This is a genomic window from Pseudomonas sp. AB39(2026), assembly GCF_059831485.1.
On sequence record NZ_CP195212.1, the window covers coordinates 2,512,256 to 2,530,537 of the forward strand.

General features: G+C 59.5%; 16 protein-coding genes. 9 read left to right on the forward strand and 7 right to left on the reverse strand.

All coding sequences use genetic code 11. From position 1 onward, the window contains the following. Positions 1-14: 14 nt before the first annotated feature. A complete protein-coding gene (gene rplU, locus ACSAMW_RS11415) occupies positions 15-326 on the reverse strand; it encodes a 50S ribosomal protein L21 (RefSeq protein ID WP_168084081.1) in 312 nt (103 codons plus the stop codon). A 262-nt stretch (positions 327-588) separates the two neighbouring features. On the opposite strand from rplU, the gene ACSAMW_RS11420 reads away from it, so the two are divergent. From ACSAMW_RS11420 to ACSAMW_RS11430, 3 genes are all read left to right on the forward strand, one after another. Continuing rightward, positions 589-1,557: a polyprenyl synthetase family protein gene (locus ACSAMW_RS11420; protein WP_500590433.1), complete on the forward strand. Its 969-nt coding sequence runs from the start codon at positions 589-591 to the stop codon at positions 1,555-1,557. A gap of 90 nt (positions 1,558-1,647) precedes the next feature. Further along, the gene (locus ACSAMW_RS11425) at positions 1,648-1,989 is read left to right on the forward strand and encodes a zinc ribbon domain-containing protein YjdM (protein WP_168084141.1); all 342 of its coding nucleotides are present in this window, start codon (positions 1,648-1,650) and stop codon (positions 1,987-1,989) included. A 78-nt stretch (positions 1,990-2,067) separates the two neighbouring features. Further along, entirely contained in the window at positions 2,068-2,310 is a 243-nt protein-coding gene (locus ACSAMW_RS11430; RefSeq protein ID WP_168084083.1) for a PA4570 family protein, read from the forward strand. 81 nt (positions 2,311-2,391) lie between these two features. On the opposite strand, the gene bamJ is transcribed toward ACSAMW_RS11430, so the two are convergent. The 4 genes from bamJ to ACSAMW_RS11450 form a co-directional block, all read right to left on the reverse strand. Next, on the reverse strand, positions 2,392-3,009 hold the full coding sequence (bamJ, locus tag ACSAMW_RS11435; RefSeq protein WP_500590434.1) for a BamJ family beta-barrel-assembly machinery protein: 618 nt from the start codon (positions 3,007-3,009) through the stop codon (positions 2,392-2,394). Between the two features lie 60 nt (positions 3,010-3,069). Continuing rightward, complete coding sequence (locus tag ACSAMW_RS11440; RefSeq protein WP_168084085.1) at positions 3,070-3,558, reverse strand: TIGR00645 family protein; 489 nt, start codon at positions 3,556-3,558, stop codon at positions 3,070-3,072. Positions 3,559-3,644: 86 nt separating this feature from the next. Further along, complete coding sequence (locus ACSAMW_RS11445) at positions 3,645-3,980, reverse strand: PA4575 family protein (RefSeq protein WP_168084086.1); 336 nt, start codon at positions 3,978-3,980, stop codon at positions 3,645-3,647. A gap of 108 nt (positions 3,981-4,088) precedes the next feature. Beyond that, entirely contained in the window at positions 4,089-6,530 is a 2,442-nt protein-coding gene (locus ACSAMW_RS11450; protein WP_500590435.1) for a Lon protease family protein, read from the reverse strand. Positions 6,531-6,773: 243 nt separating this feature from the next. Here ACSAMW_RS11450 and ACSAMW_RS11455 point away from each other — a divergent pair, with 243 nt between their 5' ends. The 4 genes from ACSAMW_RS11455 to ACSAMW_RS11470 all read left to right on the forward strand — a co-directional run bounded on the left by ACSAMW_RS11455 (position 6,774) and on the right by ACSAMW_RS11470 (position 10,204). Beyond that, entirely contained in the window at positions 6,774-7,262 is a 489-nt protein-coding gene (locus ACSAMW_RS11455) for a DUF3015 domain-containing protein (protein ID WP_168084088.1), read from the forward strand. A 60-nt stretch (positions 7,263-7,322) separates the two neighbouring features. Then, entirely contained in the window at positions 7,323-9,176 is a 1,854-nt protein-coding gene (locus tag ACSAMW_RS11460) for an Lnb N-terminal periplasmic domain-containing protein (RefSeq protein WP_500590436.1), read from the forward strand. 95 nt (positions 9,177-9,271) lie between these two features. Further along, the gene (locus tag ACSAMW_RS11465; protein ID WP_500590437.1) at positions 9,272-9,628 is read left to right on the forward strand and encodes a hypothetical protein; all 357 of its coding nucleotides are present in this window, start codon (positions 9,272-9,274) and stop codon (positions 9,626-9,628) included. A 75-nt stretch (positions 9,629-9,703) separates the two neighbouring features. Beyond that, complete coding sequence (locus ACSAMW_RS11470; protein WP_500590438.1) at positions 9,704-10,204, forward strand: GreA/GreB family elongation factor; 501 nt, start codon at positions 9,704-9,706, stop codon at positions 10,202-10,204. A 63-nt stretch (positions 10,205-10,267) separates the two neighbouring features. On the opposite strand, the gene ettA is transcribed toward ACSAMW_RS11470, so the two are convergent. After that, a complete protein-coding gene (gene ettA, locus ACSAMW_RS11475; RefSeq protein WP_168084092.1) occupies positions 10,268-11,929 on the reverse strand; it encodes an energy-dependent translational throttle protein EttA in 1,662 nt (553 codons plus the stop codon). A gap of 245 nt (positions 11,930-12,174) precedes the next feature. Between ettA and ACSAMW_RS11480 the strand changes: the two genes are divergently transcribed. Continuing rightward, positions 12,175-15,996 carry a sensor domain-containing protein gene (locus tag ACSAMW_RS11480; protein ID WP_500590439.1) on the forward strand — a complete coding sequence of 1,274 codons (3,822 nt, stop codon included), beginning with the start codon at positions 12,175-12,177 and terminating at the stop codon, positions 15,994-15,996. On the opposite strand, the gene ACSAMW_RS11485 is transcribed toward ACSAMW_RS11480, so the two are convergent. Further along, complete coding sequence (locus ACSAMW_RS11485) at positions 15,997-16,812, reverse strand: RHS repeat-associated core domain-containing protein (RefSeq protein ID WP_500590440.1); 816 nt, start codon at positions 16,810-16,812, stop codon at positions 15,997-15,999. It lies immediately after the preceding gene. A 182-nt stretch (positions 16,813-16,994) separates the two neighbouring features. On the opposite strand from ACSAMW_RS11485, the gene glyA reads away from it, so the two are divergent. Then, positions 16,995-18,248 (forward strand): serine hydroxymethyltransferase, encoded by a 1,254-nt coding sequence (gene glyA, locus ACSAMW_RS11490; RefSeq protein ID WP_500590441.1) that lies wholly within the window; start codon positions 16,995-16,997, stop codon positions 18,246-18,248. The last annotated feature ends 34 nt before the right edge of the window (positions 18,249-18,282 follow it).

Genomic DNA, 18,282 nt, shown 5'->3' on the forward strand with positions numbered 1-18,282 from the left:
GTACAGGCTAGAAATCAGCCCTGGATACCGGTGATTTTGATCTCGGTGAACCACTGGCGGTGGCCCATACGCTTCATGTGGTGCTTACGACGACGGAACTTGATGATGCGGATTTTATCGTGGCGGCCTTGCGCAACGACTTCGGCAACCACTTTGGCGCCTTCAACAACTGGTGCGCCGATGTTCACGTCGTCGCCATTGGCAACCAACAGAACGCGATCGAAGGTAACGGATTCGCCGGTAGCGACTTCCAGTTTTTCGATCTTCAGGTATTCACCTTCGGCGACCTTGTATTGCTTGCCACCGGTAACGATTACTGCGTACATGGTATTTCTCCGTTGATCCTGCTCACCCAGCGCTTTATAAGAAGAGTGTCGGCTGGCATGGCTGCAGCGGGTGGGAAACCCGTTCTGCAATTGCGTAAGGCAGGTGATGCCCAAGAAGTTCAGGGTGCGCGATTGTACGCAACACAGGCAGGTGACGCAAGGGCCCGGCCGCAGTCACGCGGCCCTGAGCGGGGCATTGCCTTGACAGGCCTGACCCTGCAACCTAGCATGCCGCGCAACCTATATGGAGCGTTAGTCGCTGATGCAACCCCAAGCCTTTTATCGTGCGGTGGCGGACGATTTCACCGCCGTCGACGAGATCATCAAGCAGCAGCTGACCTCTCGGGTGCCGCTGGTATCGAAGATCGGCGACTACATCACCTCTGCCGGGGGCAAACGCCTGCGGCCGCTGCTGGTCCTGCTCAGCGGCAAGGCACTGGGCCACGAAGGCGACAACCTGCGTTTGCTGGCGGCCACCATCGAATTCTTGCACACGGCCACCTTGCTTCACGATGATGTGGTGGACATGTCCGGCATGCGCCGCGGCCGTTCTACCGCCAATGCCATGTGGGGCAATGCCCCCAGCGTGCTGGTAGGCGACTTCCTTTATTCCCGCTCCTTCGAAATGATGGTAGAGCTGGGCTCGATGCCTGTGATGCAGATCCTCTCCCAGGCCACGCGCATCATCGCCGAGGGCGAAGTGCTGCAGTTGTCCAAGGTGCGCGACGCCAGCACCACCGAAGAGACCTACATGGAAGTCATCCGCGGCAAGACCGCGATGCTGTTCGAGGCCTCCACCCATAGCGCCGCGGCGTTGGTGGGCACTACCGACCAGGCACGCGAGGCGCTGCGCCAGTTTGGCGATCACCTGGGTGTCGCCTTCCAGCTGGTAGACGACCTGCTGGACTACAAAGGCGACGCGGAGGCCCTTGGCAAGAACGTGGGCGATGACCTGGCAGAGGGCAAGCCTACCCTGCCCCTGATCTACACCATGCGCGAAGGCACTGCCGAGCAGGCCGCGCTGGTTCGCCAGGCTATCCAGAAAGGCGGTATTGAGGACCTGGAGCGTATCCGCGAAGCCGTGGAAGCCTCAGGCGCATTGGCTTATACCGCCCAAATGGCGCAGGGCTTTGCGGGCCGCGCCATTGCTTGCCTGGATGCACTCCCGGCCAGTGAGTACCGCGATTCGCTCATCGAATTAAGCGAATTCGCCGTCGCCCGCACCTACTGACACCCGTTACCCTACCCGCTTGCCGCCGCCTGCCTGCCCACCCCGGCACCGCAGCCGTGCGGCTGCCTGCGCTATGACCTGGAGGAACCCCTGATGTCGCTGCCACCCTGCCCAAAATGCAATTCCGAATTCACCTATGAAGACGGCACCCAGCTGGTGTGCCCCGAGTGTGCCCATGAGTGGACACCGGGCGAAGCGGCGGGGAGCGATGACGATGCACGGGTTATCAAGGATTCGGTGGGCAACGTGTTGCAGGATGGGGACAGCGTGACAGTGATCAAGGACCTGAAGGTTAAAGGCACCTCGCTGGTAGTCAAGGTCGGTACTAAAGTGCGTGGCATTCGCCTGTGCGATGGCGACCACGACATCGACTGCAAGATCGATGGTATCGGCGCCATGAAGCTCAAGTCCGAGTTCGTGCGAAAGGCCTGACGACAGCCGGTATGGCCACTACTTTGCAAAGCTGCAAATACGAATTATTCTCAATGAACCTCATTAAGGAGAATAATCGTGACCTACCTCATCGACGCCTGGCTGGACCGCACCCACCCCTACTTGCGTATTCTCCATCGGGAAACCGGCGAAGTGTGTGCAGTACTCCATGAAGACGCCCTGGACGAATTGCGTGACCAGGGCGAGCTCGACTACGACGGGCTGAATTCGACCGAGCCGCAGGTACAGAAAGAGCTGGTACGCAGCCTCTTTCTGTTCTGCTATGCACGGGCTTTGCGCCCGGCAGGGGCGTTGCACTGAAGCGGGCCAGGCCTAGCTAGGGGTTCCCGGCCTCCGCCTTCGGCTACGGCCGGTCCCACAGCAAATACCGGCCCATTTGGCTTAAAGAATGTCCAGCAGCTCTACGTCGAAGACCAGCGTGCTGTGCGGTGGAATGGAGCCCACGCCCTGCGCGCCGTAGGCCAGCTCGCTCGGTACGTACAGGCGCCATTTGCTACCGGTATTCATCAACTGCAGGGCTTCGGTCCAGCCAGCAATCACGCCACCGACGGGGAATTCGGCAGGCTGGCCACGATCATAGGAGCTGTCGAACACCGTGCCGTCGATCAACGTACCGTGGTAATGGGTGCGCACGGTGCTGTCGCGGGTAGGCTTGGCGCCTTCGCCTGCGGTGATCACTTCGTACTGCAGGCCCGACGCCAGGGTGGTGATGCCTTCGCGCTTGGCGTTGGAAGCCAGGTAAGTACGCCCTTCACCCGCAGCCGCCTCAGCCTTGACGCGTTCCTGCTCTTGCATCACTTCGCGAATGGCACGGAAGGCATTGTTCAGGTCATCGGCCGCCACACGGCTTGGCTCGCCGTGAAACGCATCGGTCAGGCCGGCAATGAGGGCATCCAGGCTAACGCCCGGTGGCGGGTTGTCGCGGATCTGGTCACCCAGCTGGCGGCCAATACCATAGCTGACACGCGTTTCGTCAGTGGTGTAATTCACTTCGGACATTGCACTGCTCCGTGGAGGGCCAGCCTGCTGGCCCGGAAAAAAGGGTGAAAGCCTAGCACATCAGTGCTTGGTGAGCTTGTCGAGGTAGCCCATGGCGAAGGCGGAGACCACGAAGGTCATGTGGATGATCACGTACCACATCAGGTGATCGGCGCCGATGTTCTGGGCGTCCATGAACACACGCAGCAGGTGAATGGAGGAGATCGCTACGATGCTGGCCGCCACTTTCATCTTGAGCGACGTGGAATCCATCTTGCCGAGCCAGCTCAGCTTCTCGGAGCCTTCGTCTATGTCCAGTTGGGACACGAAGTTCTCATAGCCGGAAATCATAACCATCACCAGCAAGCCGCCCACCAACGCCATGTCGATCAACGACAGCAGCACTAGAATCAGCTCGGATTCGGCCAATGCAAAGACATTGGGCAAGATATGGACGATTTCCTGGAAGAACTTCAGGGCCAGGGCCAGCAGCCCCAGCGACAGGCCAAAGTAGATGGGTGCAAGTAGCCAGCGAGAGGCGTACATGCTTCTTTCGATAAAGCGTTCCATTGAGACTCACAGGTGGCCGAAAACTGGCGTGAAGTATATCAATATGAAGCCCGTGCGCGGCACACAGCCCCTTAAGGGAAAAGCCCTCAGGCCTCGGGCCCGTGGTCGATCAGATGCTGCCCACGGTCGGCATTGATCTTGCGCAATTGCCCATGCAGGTGAATGTCCCAGATACGGGGGTCATGCTTGAGCCGGTAACCGTGCAACGTAAGGCTGTCTACGATGGCTTCGAGCACCGATTCGGCAGCCTGGGCTCCGTGAAAAGGCCCTTGGGCCTTGATAGCCGTAGGCTGTTCGCCCTCCATGCCAGCCGCAAATAGCAGGGCCCAATGGCCTGCATCACCTGCCACGGGGCGGATGATGCACTCGATCCTTGTTTCCAGCCCCAGGCATTGACGGGTAAGGCTGAGCGAGTGGGTCATGCGTCAGTCCTCTTGTCTGATGCCCCTAAGACCTTCGATAAGCAGAAAATTCCGTGGTTGCTTAATGATGGCGCCGAGCGGTCATGCAGGCCTGGCGCCTTCGCAGGGTTACGAACAGGGCTTGACCTCGGCTAGCGCCTCCACCTTGTGCTCGCGCTCGGCTTCACGCAATTCCTCTTCACTGATTACCTCGGCAATGGCGCGCAGGCGGTCAACCACCAATGCGTTCACGCTACCCTCGGGGAAATTGCCCTCCCCATCAGGCTCGCCTGCATCTTCCCCCACCAGCAGGCTCAAGGCTTCGTCTGCCTGGCTGACGGCATACACGTGGAAGGTGCCCTCGCGCACGGCGTTTACCACGCGCTCATCAAGCATCAGCGTGGCCACATTGGCCTTGGGAATGATTGCGCCCTGCTCCCCGGTCAAGCCGCGCGCTTCGCACAGGCGGAAGAAGCCCTCGATTTTCTCGTTCACCCCACCTACGGCCTGCACCTCACCAAACTGGTTGATCGAGCCGGTGATGGCGAAGCACTGCTTGAGCGGCTTGCGCGACAAGGCGGAAATAAGCGTACAGGCTTCACCCAGCGAAGCGCTGTCGCCATCCACGTAACCGTAGGATTGTTCCAGTGCAATGCTGGCGGAAATGGCTAGAGGAAACTCCTGGGCATAGCGGCTGCCCAGGTAGCCAGTCAGAATCATCACCCCCTTGGAGTGGATGGGCTGCCCTAGGTTGACCTCGCGCTCGATGTCCACGATGCCACTACTGCCAGGGTAGACCGTTGCGGAGATACGCGCGGGCACGCCAAAGGCCGAATCCCCCACTGCTAGCACCGTCAACCCATTGCATTTGCCCACCGCAGCACCTGTGGTGTCGATCAGCACGATACCGGCCAGCATGTCGTCCAGAATGCGCGCCGACACCCGCCCTGTACGGGTGGCCTTGGCCTTGAGGGCGCGTTCGATATGGCCGGCGTCGGTAACCGGGTCGCCGGCGATCTGCCGAATGAAATCGGCCTCGCTTACCAGCTGAAACAGGTCACCGATCTTGGCCGACAGCCGCCCTTGATGTTCGGCCAATCGCGCGCTGTAGGTGGCCAGGCGGGCCACAGCGTCCGCGCTGAGCGCGGCCATGCCTTCTTCCGACGTACGGGTTTTCAGCAACTGGGCGAACTGGTCCAGGCTTTCCCCATCCATGGGAATGTCTTCATCGAAGTCCACCAGCACCCGGAACATCTCCTGGAAATCCGGATCATGGTCCTGCAGGGCGTAGTACAGCTGGCGCGACCCGATGATCACCACCTTCACATTCAAGGGAATCATCTGCGGCGTAAGCGTAACGGTGGCCAGGCGGCCGTATTCGCCCAGTGGAGACTCCATCTTCAACCGACGCGACTGCAGCGAGCGTTTGAGAGCATCCCAAACAAACGGCTCGCCAAGCATTTTCTCAGCTTCCAGGATCAAGAAGCCACCATTGGCGCGGTGCAGAGCGCCGGGGCGCAACTGGCGATAGTTGGTGTAGAGCGCGCCTTGGTCTGTGCTGTACTCGATGCGGCCGAACAGGTTGTCGTAGGTAGGGTGGGGCTCGAACTCCACCGGAGCACCACCACTGGCGTGGTGGCCAATGACCAGGTTGGGTGCGTACTGCTCCTCCAGCATCTTGCGAGCGACCGCGTCCGTTTTTGGATCATCAACCAATTGCTCGACAATGGTGCGCAGCAAATTGACCTGCATGGCTTGCAGGTAGGCGCATACCCCGGCGAGCTCAGCGTAGCGCTCCGACAATGGCCCTAGCAGAGGCTGCAGCGCGAGGGTAATGGTCTCTTCGTTGAGCTGGCGCAGTTGATTACTGGATTCGCGTTTCCACTGGGGCAGGCTGGCCAACTCCTCATTGAGGCGCTCCTCCAAGCCAGCAATATCACTGTGAAAGCGATCACGGTCCGCTTCAGCCAGTTGTGCGAATTCGGCCTCGTCCAGCGCCTTGCCCTCCACCATGGGGGTAAACGCGATGTTGCTGCTGTCCCGGTAAAGCGCCACGTCTTTTTCCAGGGCAGCCCGTTCGATCACATCCAAGGCACGGTCATAGCGGTGGTTGAAGGCACGGTCTATGGCGCTCTTCTTCTGCTGGTAGGAAGGGTGCTCGAAGACCGCTGGGAACGTGGCAAGCAGGTTATCGATCAGCCCGCCGATGGCGTTGATGAACTCGCCCGCACTGCCTGGGGACATTTCCAATGCACGCGGGTTACGCGGCTCATCGAAGTTGTTCACGTACACCCAGTCGTTTGGGGTTTGCAGGCGTTTGGCTTCGGTTTTCAGGTAACGCTTGGCAAAGGAGAAACGCCCCGTGCCGGGTTCCCCCATCACGAACACGTTGTAGCCAGGGCGTGGCATGGCTACCCCGAACTGCAAGGCTTCAACCGCACGCTCCTGGCCCAGTACGCCGCGGAACGGCTCGATGTCTTCTGTACTGACGAAACTGAACTGCTTGGCAGTGAAGGGGCGGGCCAATGCTTCCGGGGCAAGACGCAAGCGGGCAGCAACGGAATCGGGCATCAGGCTTCCTTAGGTTTACAGGCTATGGGGCATTCTGGCGCTCGCAGGGCGCGGCTGGCAAGGCACGTTGCCAATCGCCTGTGCCGCGCCGTGTTTGTGAATGACTTTTTTAAAACGGCAGTAAATGCCAACGGAACCGTAAACCCTGCCTAAACTCCAACGTGCGCACCCTGACCAACGGTGGGGTGTGCACCTGGTGCTTAAGGCCCAGGCCATTTTTGATCGACATGCGAGAACAATGCTATGAAACGGATTCTGCTTGGCTCCCTGTTTACCGTCGTTTCCATCCAGGCATTCGCCCAGGCCCCCGGTGGCCCGGACTGTGGATGGGGCAACATGCTGTTCGAAGGCCAGCGCGGCACCCCGGCTCACTTCCTGGCGTCCACTACCAATGGCACCTCCGGCAACGCCACCTTCGGGATGACGTCCGGCACCAACGGCTGCAACACCAGCGGCGCGCTGACCTATGGCGGCAAGTCCTGGATCGCCATGAATGGCATGATGAACGAACTGTCTGAAGACATGGCCCAGGGCCAAGGCGAAGCGCTGACAACTTACGCCGTGGTGCTGGGCGTACAGCCTGAAGACCGCGCGTACTTCTCCAGCGTGACCCACCAGCACTTCAACGATATTTTCAAGACGGCAGACGTGACGGCTGAAGACGTTCATGCCAACACCCTGAACGTGATTAAAAACGATCCACGGCTGGCCAAGTACGCTACCCAGGCGTAAGGTCTCGGCGTCTCCCGCCCCGTTCGGGGCGGGTTCTGTTTTCCTGACCGGATGCAACGGATGCTCACCCGCTTTCTGTGGCTGGCCTTGCTGGCCTGCGCGTCGACCCCTGCCGCTTCGCTTCCTGCCTCCGCCACGCTGGATCAGCTAGCGCTACAGCCTGGCTGGATCGCGCTGGGGCATTACGAGTACAAGGCGCTGCGCGGGTGGCACAGCTATGTTGACGACACGCGTTTCTTCCTGGCCCCCGATGGCCGCCAGTCCCCAGCCCATGAACTGGGCGCTACGCTGCAGGCGCTCTATGCATCGCCCAGCCTCGGCGACCAGCATGCCCAATGTGTATTTCCCGCACGCACGCGCTGGCTGAAGGCCCAGCTTGGGCTCAATGACCTGCCCACGGTGCAATGCCCCAATTTCAAGCAGTGGTACAGCGATATCGCGCCCCACGCGGCTGTGCTGGTATTTCCCGCCGCTTACCTGAACAGCCCCTCGTCGATGTTCGGCCATACCCTGTTGCGCATCGACCAGGCAGATACCCAGGCCGACAAGACCGCCCTGCTCAGCTACGCGATCAACTTCGGTGCCTACGTTGAAGGCAGTGACAACAGCATGCTGTACGCCTGGAAAGGCCTCGCAGGCGGCTACCCTGGGCTGTTCTCGCTAGTGCCCTACCAGCAGAAGCTGGCCGAATACCGCAGCCTCGAAAACCGCGACTTGTGGGAGTACCAGCTCAACCTTACACCGGAGGAAACCGGGCGGTTGGTGGAGCACGTCTGGGAGCTTCAACAGATTCGCTTTGACTACTACTTCTTCGACGAAAACTGCTCATATCGGTTACTGGAACTACTACAGGTAGCCCGGTCTTCACTGAAGCTGACGGATCAGTTTCCATTGGCGGCCATTCCTACCGACACCGTCAAGGCCGTGAAAGCGGCTGGCCTGGTTCAACACACCGAGTACCGCCCCTCCCGTGAGCGCGAGCTGCTGGTACGCGCCGCGCCGTTAAATGACCAGGAGCAGGCACTGGCGAAAAGCCTGGGAGCGGGCTCAGGGACACCCAATGATGCGGCCCTGGCAGCACTCCCTCGTGACCGCCAGGCCTTGGTCTTGGACACGGCCTACCGCCTGCAGCGCTACAACGCCACTGGAGAGGCACGGGATGCGCAACGCAGCCAACGTAGCTTCGACCTGCTCCAGGCCATCAACCGCAACCCGCCGCCCCCTTTGACGGTGGAACGCCCAGGGCTGCCAGAAGAAGGCCACCCTTCCCGCACCTGGGAGCTTGGGCTAGGCAGCCGTGATGACCGTGCCTTTGCCGAGTACGGGCTACGCATGGCGTACCACGACCTTAACGACAACGCTTACGGTTTCCCGTTGGGCGCCCAGATCGAACTGGGAGGGCTTAAGGTACGGCAGTACGAGCGAGGCGAGTGGCAACTGCAATCCTTGAACCTGGCCACGATCCGGTCGCTGTCACCGCGCAGTGACCTGCTCAAGCCTCTATCCTGGCAAGTCACAGGTGGCCTTGAACGCGTGCCCGGCAAGCACGGGGATGAGGTGCTGGTGACTCACCTCAATGGCGGCGCAGGTGGCACCTGGCAACTGGCACCCGACCTGCTCGGCTTTGCGCTGGGTACGGCCCGCCTTGAGCACAACAACGACTTTGCGGCCTTTGCGGCACCTGCTGCTGGCTTTGACAGCGGCCTTCTGTGGCGCAATGCCTTGGGTAACCTGCGGCTGGAGGCCACGGGTGATTATTTCACCAATGGGGAAGTGCGCCGGCAGTTGAGCCTGAACCAGCAGTGGGAACTAAGCCCCACTCTGGGCCTTCGTTTGAGCGCGATCCGGGACTTCAGCCACTTGGGCGGCACTACCAATGAGGTGATGCTTGAGATGAAGTGGTACCACTACTGACAAATTACTGACCGACGATTAACGCCGTATCCACAAAAACCGACCTAGACTTATACCTATGCCAGGCAACACGCCTGGCGCCTGAGGTATTGAGCATGAACATGCAATGGTGTGTGGTCTTCGGTGTACTGGTGCTCGCCGGCTGTCAGACAACCCACGAGCAATTACTGCAGCAAGGCTACCCGCCGGCCTTCGCAGATGGCTACCAGGACGGTTGTGGCAGCGGGCGTGAGGCGGCCGGCTCGATCAGCGGAACCTTCACCAAGAACGTGCCACGTTACTTGTCTGAGAAACTCTATAGCAGTGGTTGGGATGACGGGTTCCGTCAATGCCAGGCCGCATTGGCCAGCCGCGAACAGCAGGACCTTCATGACAAGGTGTTGAATGATCGTGATCGGGACTGGCAACGTGACGTGAACAACGGCAAGGCGCGGGCATTCCACTCGAACTGAACATTGTCTGGTACACAAGGGAAACTCTGGGGCGTGGATTGCTGCCTACAGTAAGGACGCATAAGGAGGGTTACCATGAGCCGCGCATTCGTCAATGAAGATAACGCCGCTGCCCAGGCCAGCCAACCGGTTGAGCGCTCGATCAGCTTGCACCCCAACTACGTTACCGAATCTGGCCTGGTACAACTGCGCGCCAGGGCCGACGAGCTTAGAGCACTGCACCTGGAGCAAAGCGCCCTGGGTGACCGGGCAGACCATCAGGCCTTGGCCGACCTGGAGCGGGACATGCGCTATTACCACCAGCGCCTGTCTACGGCCAAGGTCGTGCCGCCGGTTCGTGAAACTGAAAAGGTCCAGATCGGCAGTTGGGTCAGCTATGCCGATGAGCGAGACGTACACCGGCAAGTCTGCCTGGTTGGTGAAGACCAGGCCGACGTAGGCGTAGGACTGGTGAACTGGGCCTCTCCCCTTGGACGCGCGCTAATGGGCGCACGGGTGGGGGACGAGGTGGTGTGGCACCGGCCTGCGGGAGACCACACGCTCGAAGTGCTGGCCATTTCGGCAACACCGGACTAGCCCGCTGCTTTTTGGTCGTGTGCTTTGCCGGAGAGCTAGCAAAGCACGCGAACAGGCCAAGCCTCACGCCAACTTGCGGTACTTCACACGGTGTGGCTGGGCCGCAGCTTCGCCCAAGCGCTTCTTGCGATCAGCTTCGTATTCCGTGTAGTTGCCTTCAAAGAACACAATGGACTCGTCCTCGTACGCCAGAATGTGGGTCGCCACACGGTCCAGGAACCACCGATCGTGAGAGATCACAATGGCGGCGCCAGGGAAGTCCAGCAAGGCTTCTTCCAGCGAGCGCAAGGTTTCCACGTCCAGGTCGTTGGACGGTTCGTCGAGCAGCAGCACGTTGCCGCCTTCCTTCAGCGTCAGGGCCAAATGCAAGCGGCCACGCTCACCCCCGGACAGGTCACGGACGAACTTCTGCTGGTCCCCCCCTTTGAAATTGAAGCGGCCTACATACGTACGCGAAGGCACTTCATAGGTGCCGATACGGATCTGGTCCGAACCATCGGAAATCTGCTGGAATACGGTTTTGCTACCGTCCAGGTCCTCACGGCTCTGGTCTACGCAGGCCAGTTGCACGGTATCACCGATGTCGATCACACCTGAGTCCGGCTGTTCCTTGCCCATGATCATGCGGAACAACGTGGACTTACCTGCACCGTTGCCCCCGATCACGCCCACAATGGCGCCTTTGGGCATGGCAAACGACAGGTTGTCGATGAGTACACGGTCGCCATAGCTTTTGGTGACGTTATTGAATTCGATAACCTTGTCGCCCAGGCGTGGGCCCACCGGGATATAGATTTCGTTGGTTTCACTGCGCTTCTGGAATTCCTGGGACTGCAGCTCTTCAAACCGCTGCAGGCGAGCTTTGGACTTGGACTGACGCGCCTTGGCACCCTTGCGTACCCACTCCAGCTCTTCCTTGAGCGCCTTCTCGTGGGCGGACTGCTGCTTGGATTCCTGCGCCAGACGCTCGGATTTTGCTTCCAGCCAGCCAGAGTAGTTGCCCTCGTAAGGAATACCATGGCCGCGGTCCAGTTCCAGAATCCAGCCAGCCACATTGTCCAGGAAGTAGCGGTCGTGGGTAATAGCGACCACGGTGCCTTGGAAATCATGGAGGAAGCGCTCCAACCAGGCTACCGAATCGGCGTCCAAGTGGTTGGTGGGTTCGTCGAGCAATAGCATGTCTGGGGCAGACAGCAACAAGCGGCACAGGGCGACACGGCGCTTTTCACCACCGGACAGGTGTTCAATGCGTGCATCCCATGGCGGCAGGCGCAGGGCATCGGCGGCCACTTCCAGCTGGCGCTCCAGGTTATGCCCATCGGACGCTTGCAGAATGGCTTCCAGCTTGGCCTGCTCGGCAGCCAGCTTGTCAAAATCCGCGTCAGGCTCTGCATAGGCGGCATACACTTCATCCAGGCGTGCCTGGGCATCCTTGATGACAGACACTGCCTCTTCCACCACTTCTCGCACATTCTTGGTGGGGTCGAGTTCCGGCTCCTGAGGCAGGTAACCGATGTTCAGGTCCGGCATGGGGCGCGCTTCGCCATCGAACTCCTTGTCTACACCGGCCATGATGCGCAACAGGGTGGATTTACCCGAACCGTTCAGGCCCAGCACGCCGATCTTGGCACCCGGGAAAAACGACAGGGAGATGTTCTTGAGGATTTCCCGCTTCGGCGGAACAACCTTGCTCAGCCGATGCATGGTGAAAACGTATTGGGCCATGGTAAACCTGACTTATAACGAGGGTGGCGCGCAGAGATGAAAGCGCACGGTGGAAAGCAGTCAAAACTACCGGAATGCGTGATAGAGGGCAAACTTGCAGGCCGCAGTGATAGCACTTTGATATAATCGGCCTCAGCCCGCCTGCTAACGCAGGTGTGCCCTGCTATCATGTCGTCTTTGGCGCCGCCTAAGCATGTGGGCGCAGTGTTAATGTCGGTCGTGGCGTAACCTGGCAGGATTCCAGTTTGAGCAACCTCAATCAGTCGTCGCCTTTGCGCCAGCCTCACCTCCTCACAGGCAGCGTACTTTCAAGCTCCCTCAAGGGTGTGCTGGCTGTTCTGACACTCTTGCTGTCGGGGTTGCTCGTTTGGCAGGTGATTGGCGAATACCGCCACAGCCAGGAAACGCTGCGTAGCAATGCACTGACCCAGAGCGTCAACCTGGCCGACCAGCTCAACCTCAACATGGCGCTCTTTGCCGAAAGCATGCTCAACGGGCGATTGCTGAAGGCTGTTGGTGCAAAGCCTGCGGCCCGCTCCGATTCGCCTGCCGGGCTGATCGCAGTGGTTCAACTCGATGCCCACGGTCAGCTCCTGCCTGGCCAGGAGCCAGGGCCGCTTCTAAGCAACAGCCTCGATAGCTTGTTTGAGCAGGCCGCCGGCGTAGATTACTGGTACAGCAACAGCTCAGACGGCAAGGAAGCCTGGCTGCTGCTACGCGACCCCGTCAGCCAAGGCTACTGGATACTGCGCTTCAAGCCTGCGCTTTACTCAGCCCTGGCCACGCAAATGGCCCCCCAAGGCCCACTGCAATGGCTGATCGAAACCAGCGACGGGCAGGTTATTCATCGGAGTGAGAGCCCGCCTGAAACCCCCGAAGGTGCAGCACCTTTGTCGGCCCATGAGCAGGAGATGGCGCTGGCCAACTACCCGCTGGCCAACAGCGACTGGCAATTCCATAGCGTGTTCGATGGCCGTCAGGCCCGCCTGCCCCTGCTTCCAGGCCTGTTCAGCAAGTTGTCGGTCGGGCTGGCCTGTGCGCTTCTTCCGTTGCTCGTATTACGCGGAATACGGCGTAGGCAACGGGATGTACAGGCGCAACGCCGGCGCTATCAAGACATTTTCGAAGGGGCCGGCGTAGGGCTGTGCGTCTTCGATCTGCGGCACCTGCGCCACCTGCTTGACCAGAACGGTATCCATCAGGTCGAAGACCTCTTGCCGTGGCTGCAGGCACATCCGGGCGAACACGACCTGTTGCGTGATGCCATGTGCCTGACCGAGGCAAACCAGGTGGCACTGAACCTGCTACGCCTTCAGGACACAGCGGGTGTGTGGGAGCTACTGATTGCCCAAGGTGCCTTGGAACACCAGGGGCTGCCTTATGAGCTGCTGGCTGCATTGCTCTCGCCTGCGATGGTGGAACTGGAGTTTTCGCTCCAGCACAAGGACGGCAAAGTCTGCCATGTGTGGGCACAGGTGCGCATTCCTGAAGACGGCAGTGTGGATGAGGTGATTCTCAGCCTCAACGACGTCACTCAGCGTAGACAGGCCCAGGTGTCACTGGTAGAACGCGAGCGTTTCTGGTCGGACGTCGTGCGCGCAGTACCCGACCATCTGTACGTGGCAGATGTGCTTACCCGAAAAGCGCTTTACAGCAACCATCATCTGGGAACGACGCTGGGCTACAGCCCCAGCGAACTGGACGACCTGGGCGAGCAGTTCTGGGAAGGGCTCATGCACCCGGTGGATGCAGAGCAGTACCGTGGGCTGCGCCAATACCAGCGCGACACGCGTTATGTAGGCCAGTTGCACTGCCAATTGCGCTTCCAGCATCGAGATGGCACGTGGCGCTGCTTTGATATTCGTGAACAGACCCTGGCCGAAGACGCCAATGGGCAGGTAACACGCATCATCGGTGTGGCCAAGGATGTCACCGAACAGATCGAGGCCAGCCAATCCTTGCGTGACAGTGAGCAGCGTTATCGCATGCTTGCCGAAAGCATCAGCGACGTGATTTTTTCCACTGACAGCCGCCTTGCGCTCAACTATGTAAGCCCATCCATTAGCCGGATGCTGGGCTATGACGTTCAGGCGATCATGGACAGCGGCTGGCAGGCCATCGTAGCTACACCCACCCAGCTTACAGGCCTGGAAACACTGCTGGGCCGCGTAGCCTCAGCCCTTGGCAACCCTGGGCTGCTAGCCGAGCTGCGAGCCCAGGTACAAAGCCAAACGTTTATTCTGGACTGCCTGCGCGCCGACGGTCGCAAGGTACCCATCGAATTGCGCCTTGTGCTGATCTGGGACGAGCAGGACAACTTCGAAGGTGTGCTAGGTGTAGGCCGCGACATGAGCCAGCAACGACGGGCCGAAAAAGACCTTCGCATGGCTGCCACGGTGTTCCAGCACTCCACGTCGGCCATCCTCATCACAGACCCGGCAGGCTATATCGTTCAGGTCAATGAAGCCTTCACGCGTGTTACTGGGTACCAGCCTGCAGAGGTGCTGGACCAGTTGCCGGCCCTGCTGACGGTCACCGACCAACAGGAAGCGCACCTGCAGTATGTGGTCAAGCAACTGCGCCTTAACGGCAGCTGGGAAGGAGAAATCCGCCTGCAGCGGCGCAACCGGGAGCACTACCCGGCCTGGGTGGGTATCACGGCAGTGCTCGACGAAGAGGGCGACCTGGCCAGCTACGTATGCTTTTTCAGCGACATCAGCGAACGCAAGGCCAGCGAACAGCGTATCCACCGCCTGGCCTACTACGACGCCTTGACCCACCTGCCCAACCGCACCCTGTTCCAGGATCGGTTGTTTACCGCCCTGCAGCAGGCGGAACGGCAAAAGGCCTGGGTCGTGCTGATGTTCCTGGACCTTGACCGGTTCAAGCCTATCAACGACTCCCTGGGTCACGCCGCTGGCGATCGTATGCTCAAGGACATGGCCATGCGCCTGCTGGCTTGTGTCAATGAGGATGACACGGTTGCCCGCATGGGCGGAGATGAGTTTACCCTGCTGTTGCAATCGCGGGGCACACGCGAAGCGGCGCTGACCCAAGCCATTCATGTGGCCGAAGAAATACTAGGCAGCCTGCATGCGCCCTTTGTGCTGGAAAACCGCGAATTCTTTGTCACAGCCAGCATCGGCATTGCGCTCAGCCCCCAGGATGGCAACGAGCTGAGCCAGTTGATGAAAAACGCAGACACGGCCATGTATCACGCCAAGGAGCGCGGAAAAAACAACTTCCAGTTCTATCAGGCTGACATGAATGCCAGCGCCCTGGAGCGGCTTGAGCTGGAGAGCGACCTGCGCCATGCCTTGGAACAGGAAGAGTTCGTGCTGTACTACCAGCCGCAGCTTAGCGGCGACGGCAAACGCCTGACCGGTGCCGAGGCCCTGCTGCGCTGGCGCCATCCACGGCGCGGCCTGGTTCCCCCGCAAGACTTCATACCCGTGCTCGAAGAGCTGGGCCTGGTAGTGGACGTAGGCGACTGGGTATTGGCTGAAGCCTGTCGCCAGCTCAAGGCCTGGCACCAGGCACGGGTGCGTGTACCGAAGGTGTCGGTCAACATATCAGTGCGGCAGTTCTCCGATGGCCAATTGGGCAAACGTATTGCCAGTATTCTTGAGGAGACCGGCGTATCCCCGGCGTGCCTGGAGCTGGAGCTGACTGAAAGCATTCTGATGCGCGATGTGAACGAAGCGCTGCAGATCCTTGATGGTTTGAAACGGCTGGGCCTGAGCATTGCTGTGGATGACTTCGGCACAGGCTACTCATCCCTCAATTACCTCAAGCAATTCCCCATCGATGTGCTGAAGATAGACCGCACGTTTGTAGATGGCCTGCCCGAAGGCGAACAGGACGGCCAGATCGCCCGCGCGATCATTGCCATGGCACACAGCTTGAACCTTTCGGTGATCGCTGAGGGCGTGGAAACCCACGAACAGCTGGACTTCCTCCGCGAGCATGGGTGCGATGAAGTGCAGGGCTACCTGTTTGGCCGGCCAATGCCGGCTAACCGGTTCGAAGCACAATTCAGCAATGATGCGTTGTTCATGTTTGACTGATTATTGCCTGACAGTGACTCTGGTTTCAGGCAGACCTGGCACCCGCCTGAAGGCACTGCCTGTCTTGTAATAGGTGTGCTCAATGCTGCCTGACACCAATGCACCTGCGAAATTGAAGGCTCCCCCGACCAGGTTTTCAGCGGGCTTGGTCGATCCCCCTCGAAGCCAACCGACACTTGAACTGGCGAATGCATAGGTTATTCCTATGGTGCCTTGGTCCGTAGCCGAAGTTAGCGCCGCATACTGGTGAAACTTCTGAACAGACAGGTCCCCAACCCCGTTAGATAGCTGATTACTGTTTACCATCTTTACGGCCTCCGTAAAATGACTTCTACTCTCCGCGCCAATCAACTCATCAAGCCTGAGTCGACGCGTGACCTTGGCCGCATCAATAATTGTTTTTCCTGGTACAAGGGAGTGCTTGGCGACTTCCTTAGTATCTGAAAGAAAAGAAAAAAGTGGTTTTAGCAGCTGTTTGAAATGCCCCCCGCTATCATGATGATTGATAGGGTCGGCAGCGCAATAGCCATAAGCGTTTACGCCCCCATCTCCAAAAGGGCTGATCGCATCCGGGCCGCCGAAACGCAGTATTCCAGGAAGATAAAGCCGATACCCATTGCCCAACAAATAACCAAGGGTTGACCGCTCACAGTGGGCACCTGTAAAACCAGATTTCGCGGTAATGCCTGACGAGTAACCGAAAGGGGTATACGAGCCTTTGCCTTCAAGGTATTTCAGAACAGTGTGCAACCTGTCTGTACTTAATAAGGTAACAGTAGACTGCCGTTTGAGTGCTGGCGATGTGTTAACCGTCATGCCGATCCTCCTCTGGTGTGGTGACAGTAGATACCGGTCCAGCGCTGTCCGTAACTGACAGAAAGATAGACTATGCCCGTCATGAGCCCTGGGGTGAGTACGCATGACAAGCGCTCATATGCTTGGCAGGCTGCAATCTTGTAGAATGTACGCTTTCTCTCTGCCGATCCACGAGGACCGCCATGTTCAGCCGTGATTTGACCCTTGCCACGTTCGACGCTGACCTCTTCGCCGCAATGGAGCAAGAAGCCCTGCGTCAGGAAGAGCACATCGAGCTGATCGCCTCCGAGAACTACACCAGCCCTGCGGTGATGGAAGCCCAGGGGTCGGTGCTCACCAACAAATATGCCGAAGGTTACCCGGGCAAGCGCTACTACGGCGGTTGCGAGTACGTGGACGTGGTAGAGCAACTGGCTATCGACCGCGCCAAGGCGCTGTTTGGTGCTGATTACGCCAACGTCCAGCCCCATGCCGGTTCACAGGCCAACTCAGCGGTGTACCTGGCGCTGTTGCAGGCCGGCGACACCATTCTGGGCATGAGCCTGGCACACGGCGGTCACCTTACCCATGGCGCTTCCGTGTCGGCCTCCGGCAAGCTGTACAACGCCGTGCAGTATGGTATCGACGCCAATGGGCTGATCGACTACGACGAAGTGGAACGCCTGGCGGTCGAGCACAAGCCCAAGATGATCGTGGCGGGTTTCTCTGCGTACTCTCAATTGCTGGACTTCCCGCGCTTCCGCGAAATCGCCGACAAGGTGGGGGCCTACCTGTTCGTGGACATGGCCCACGTAGCGGGCCTGGTTGCTGCTGGCGTGTACCCTAACCCGGTTCCCTTCGCAGATGTGGTAACCACCACCACCCACAAGACCCTGCGCGGCCCACGTGGCGGCCTGATCCTGGCACGCAGCAACCCGGACATCGAGAAAAAGCTCAACTCCGCCGTGTTCCCCGGCGCTCAGGGCGGGCCATTGGAGCACGTAATCGCTGCCAAGGCCGTTTGCTTCAAGGAAGCGCTGCAACCGGAATTCAAGGTGTACCAACAGCAGGTGGTCAAGAATGCCCAGGCCATGGCCGAAGTATTTATCGAGCGTGGCTTCGATGTGGTCTCCGGCGGCACGCAAAACCACTTGTTCCTGCTGTCGCTGATCAAGCAGGACATCTCCGGCAAGGATGCAGACGCAGCCCTTGGCCGTGCGTTCATTACCGTGAACAAGAACTCAGTACCCAATGACCCACGCTCCCCGTTCGTGACCTCCGGCCTGCGCTTTGGTACGCCAGCGGTGACCACCCGTGGTTTCAAGGAAACCGAATGCCGCGAGCTGGCAGGCTGGATCTGCGACATCCTGGCCGACCTGGGCAACGAAGCCGTGATCGACGCCGTGCGCGAAAAGGTCAAGGCCATTTGTGCCAAGCTGCCGGTATACGGCAACTGATACCCCGGCTTGCAAAGAAACCGGCTCAGGCCGG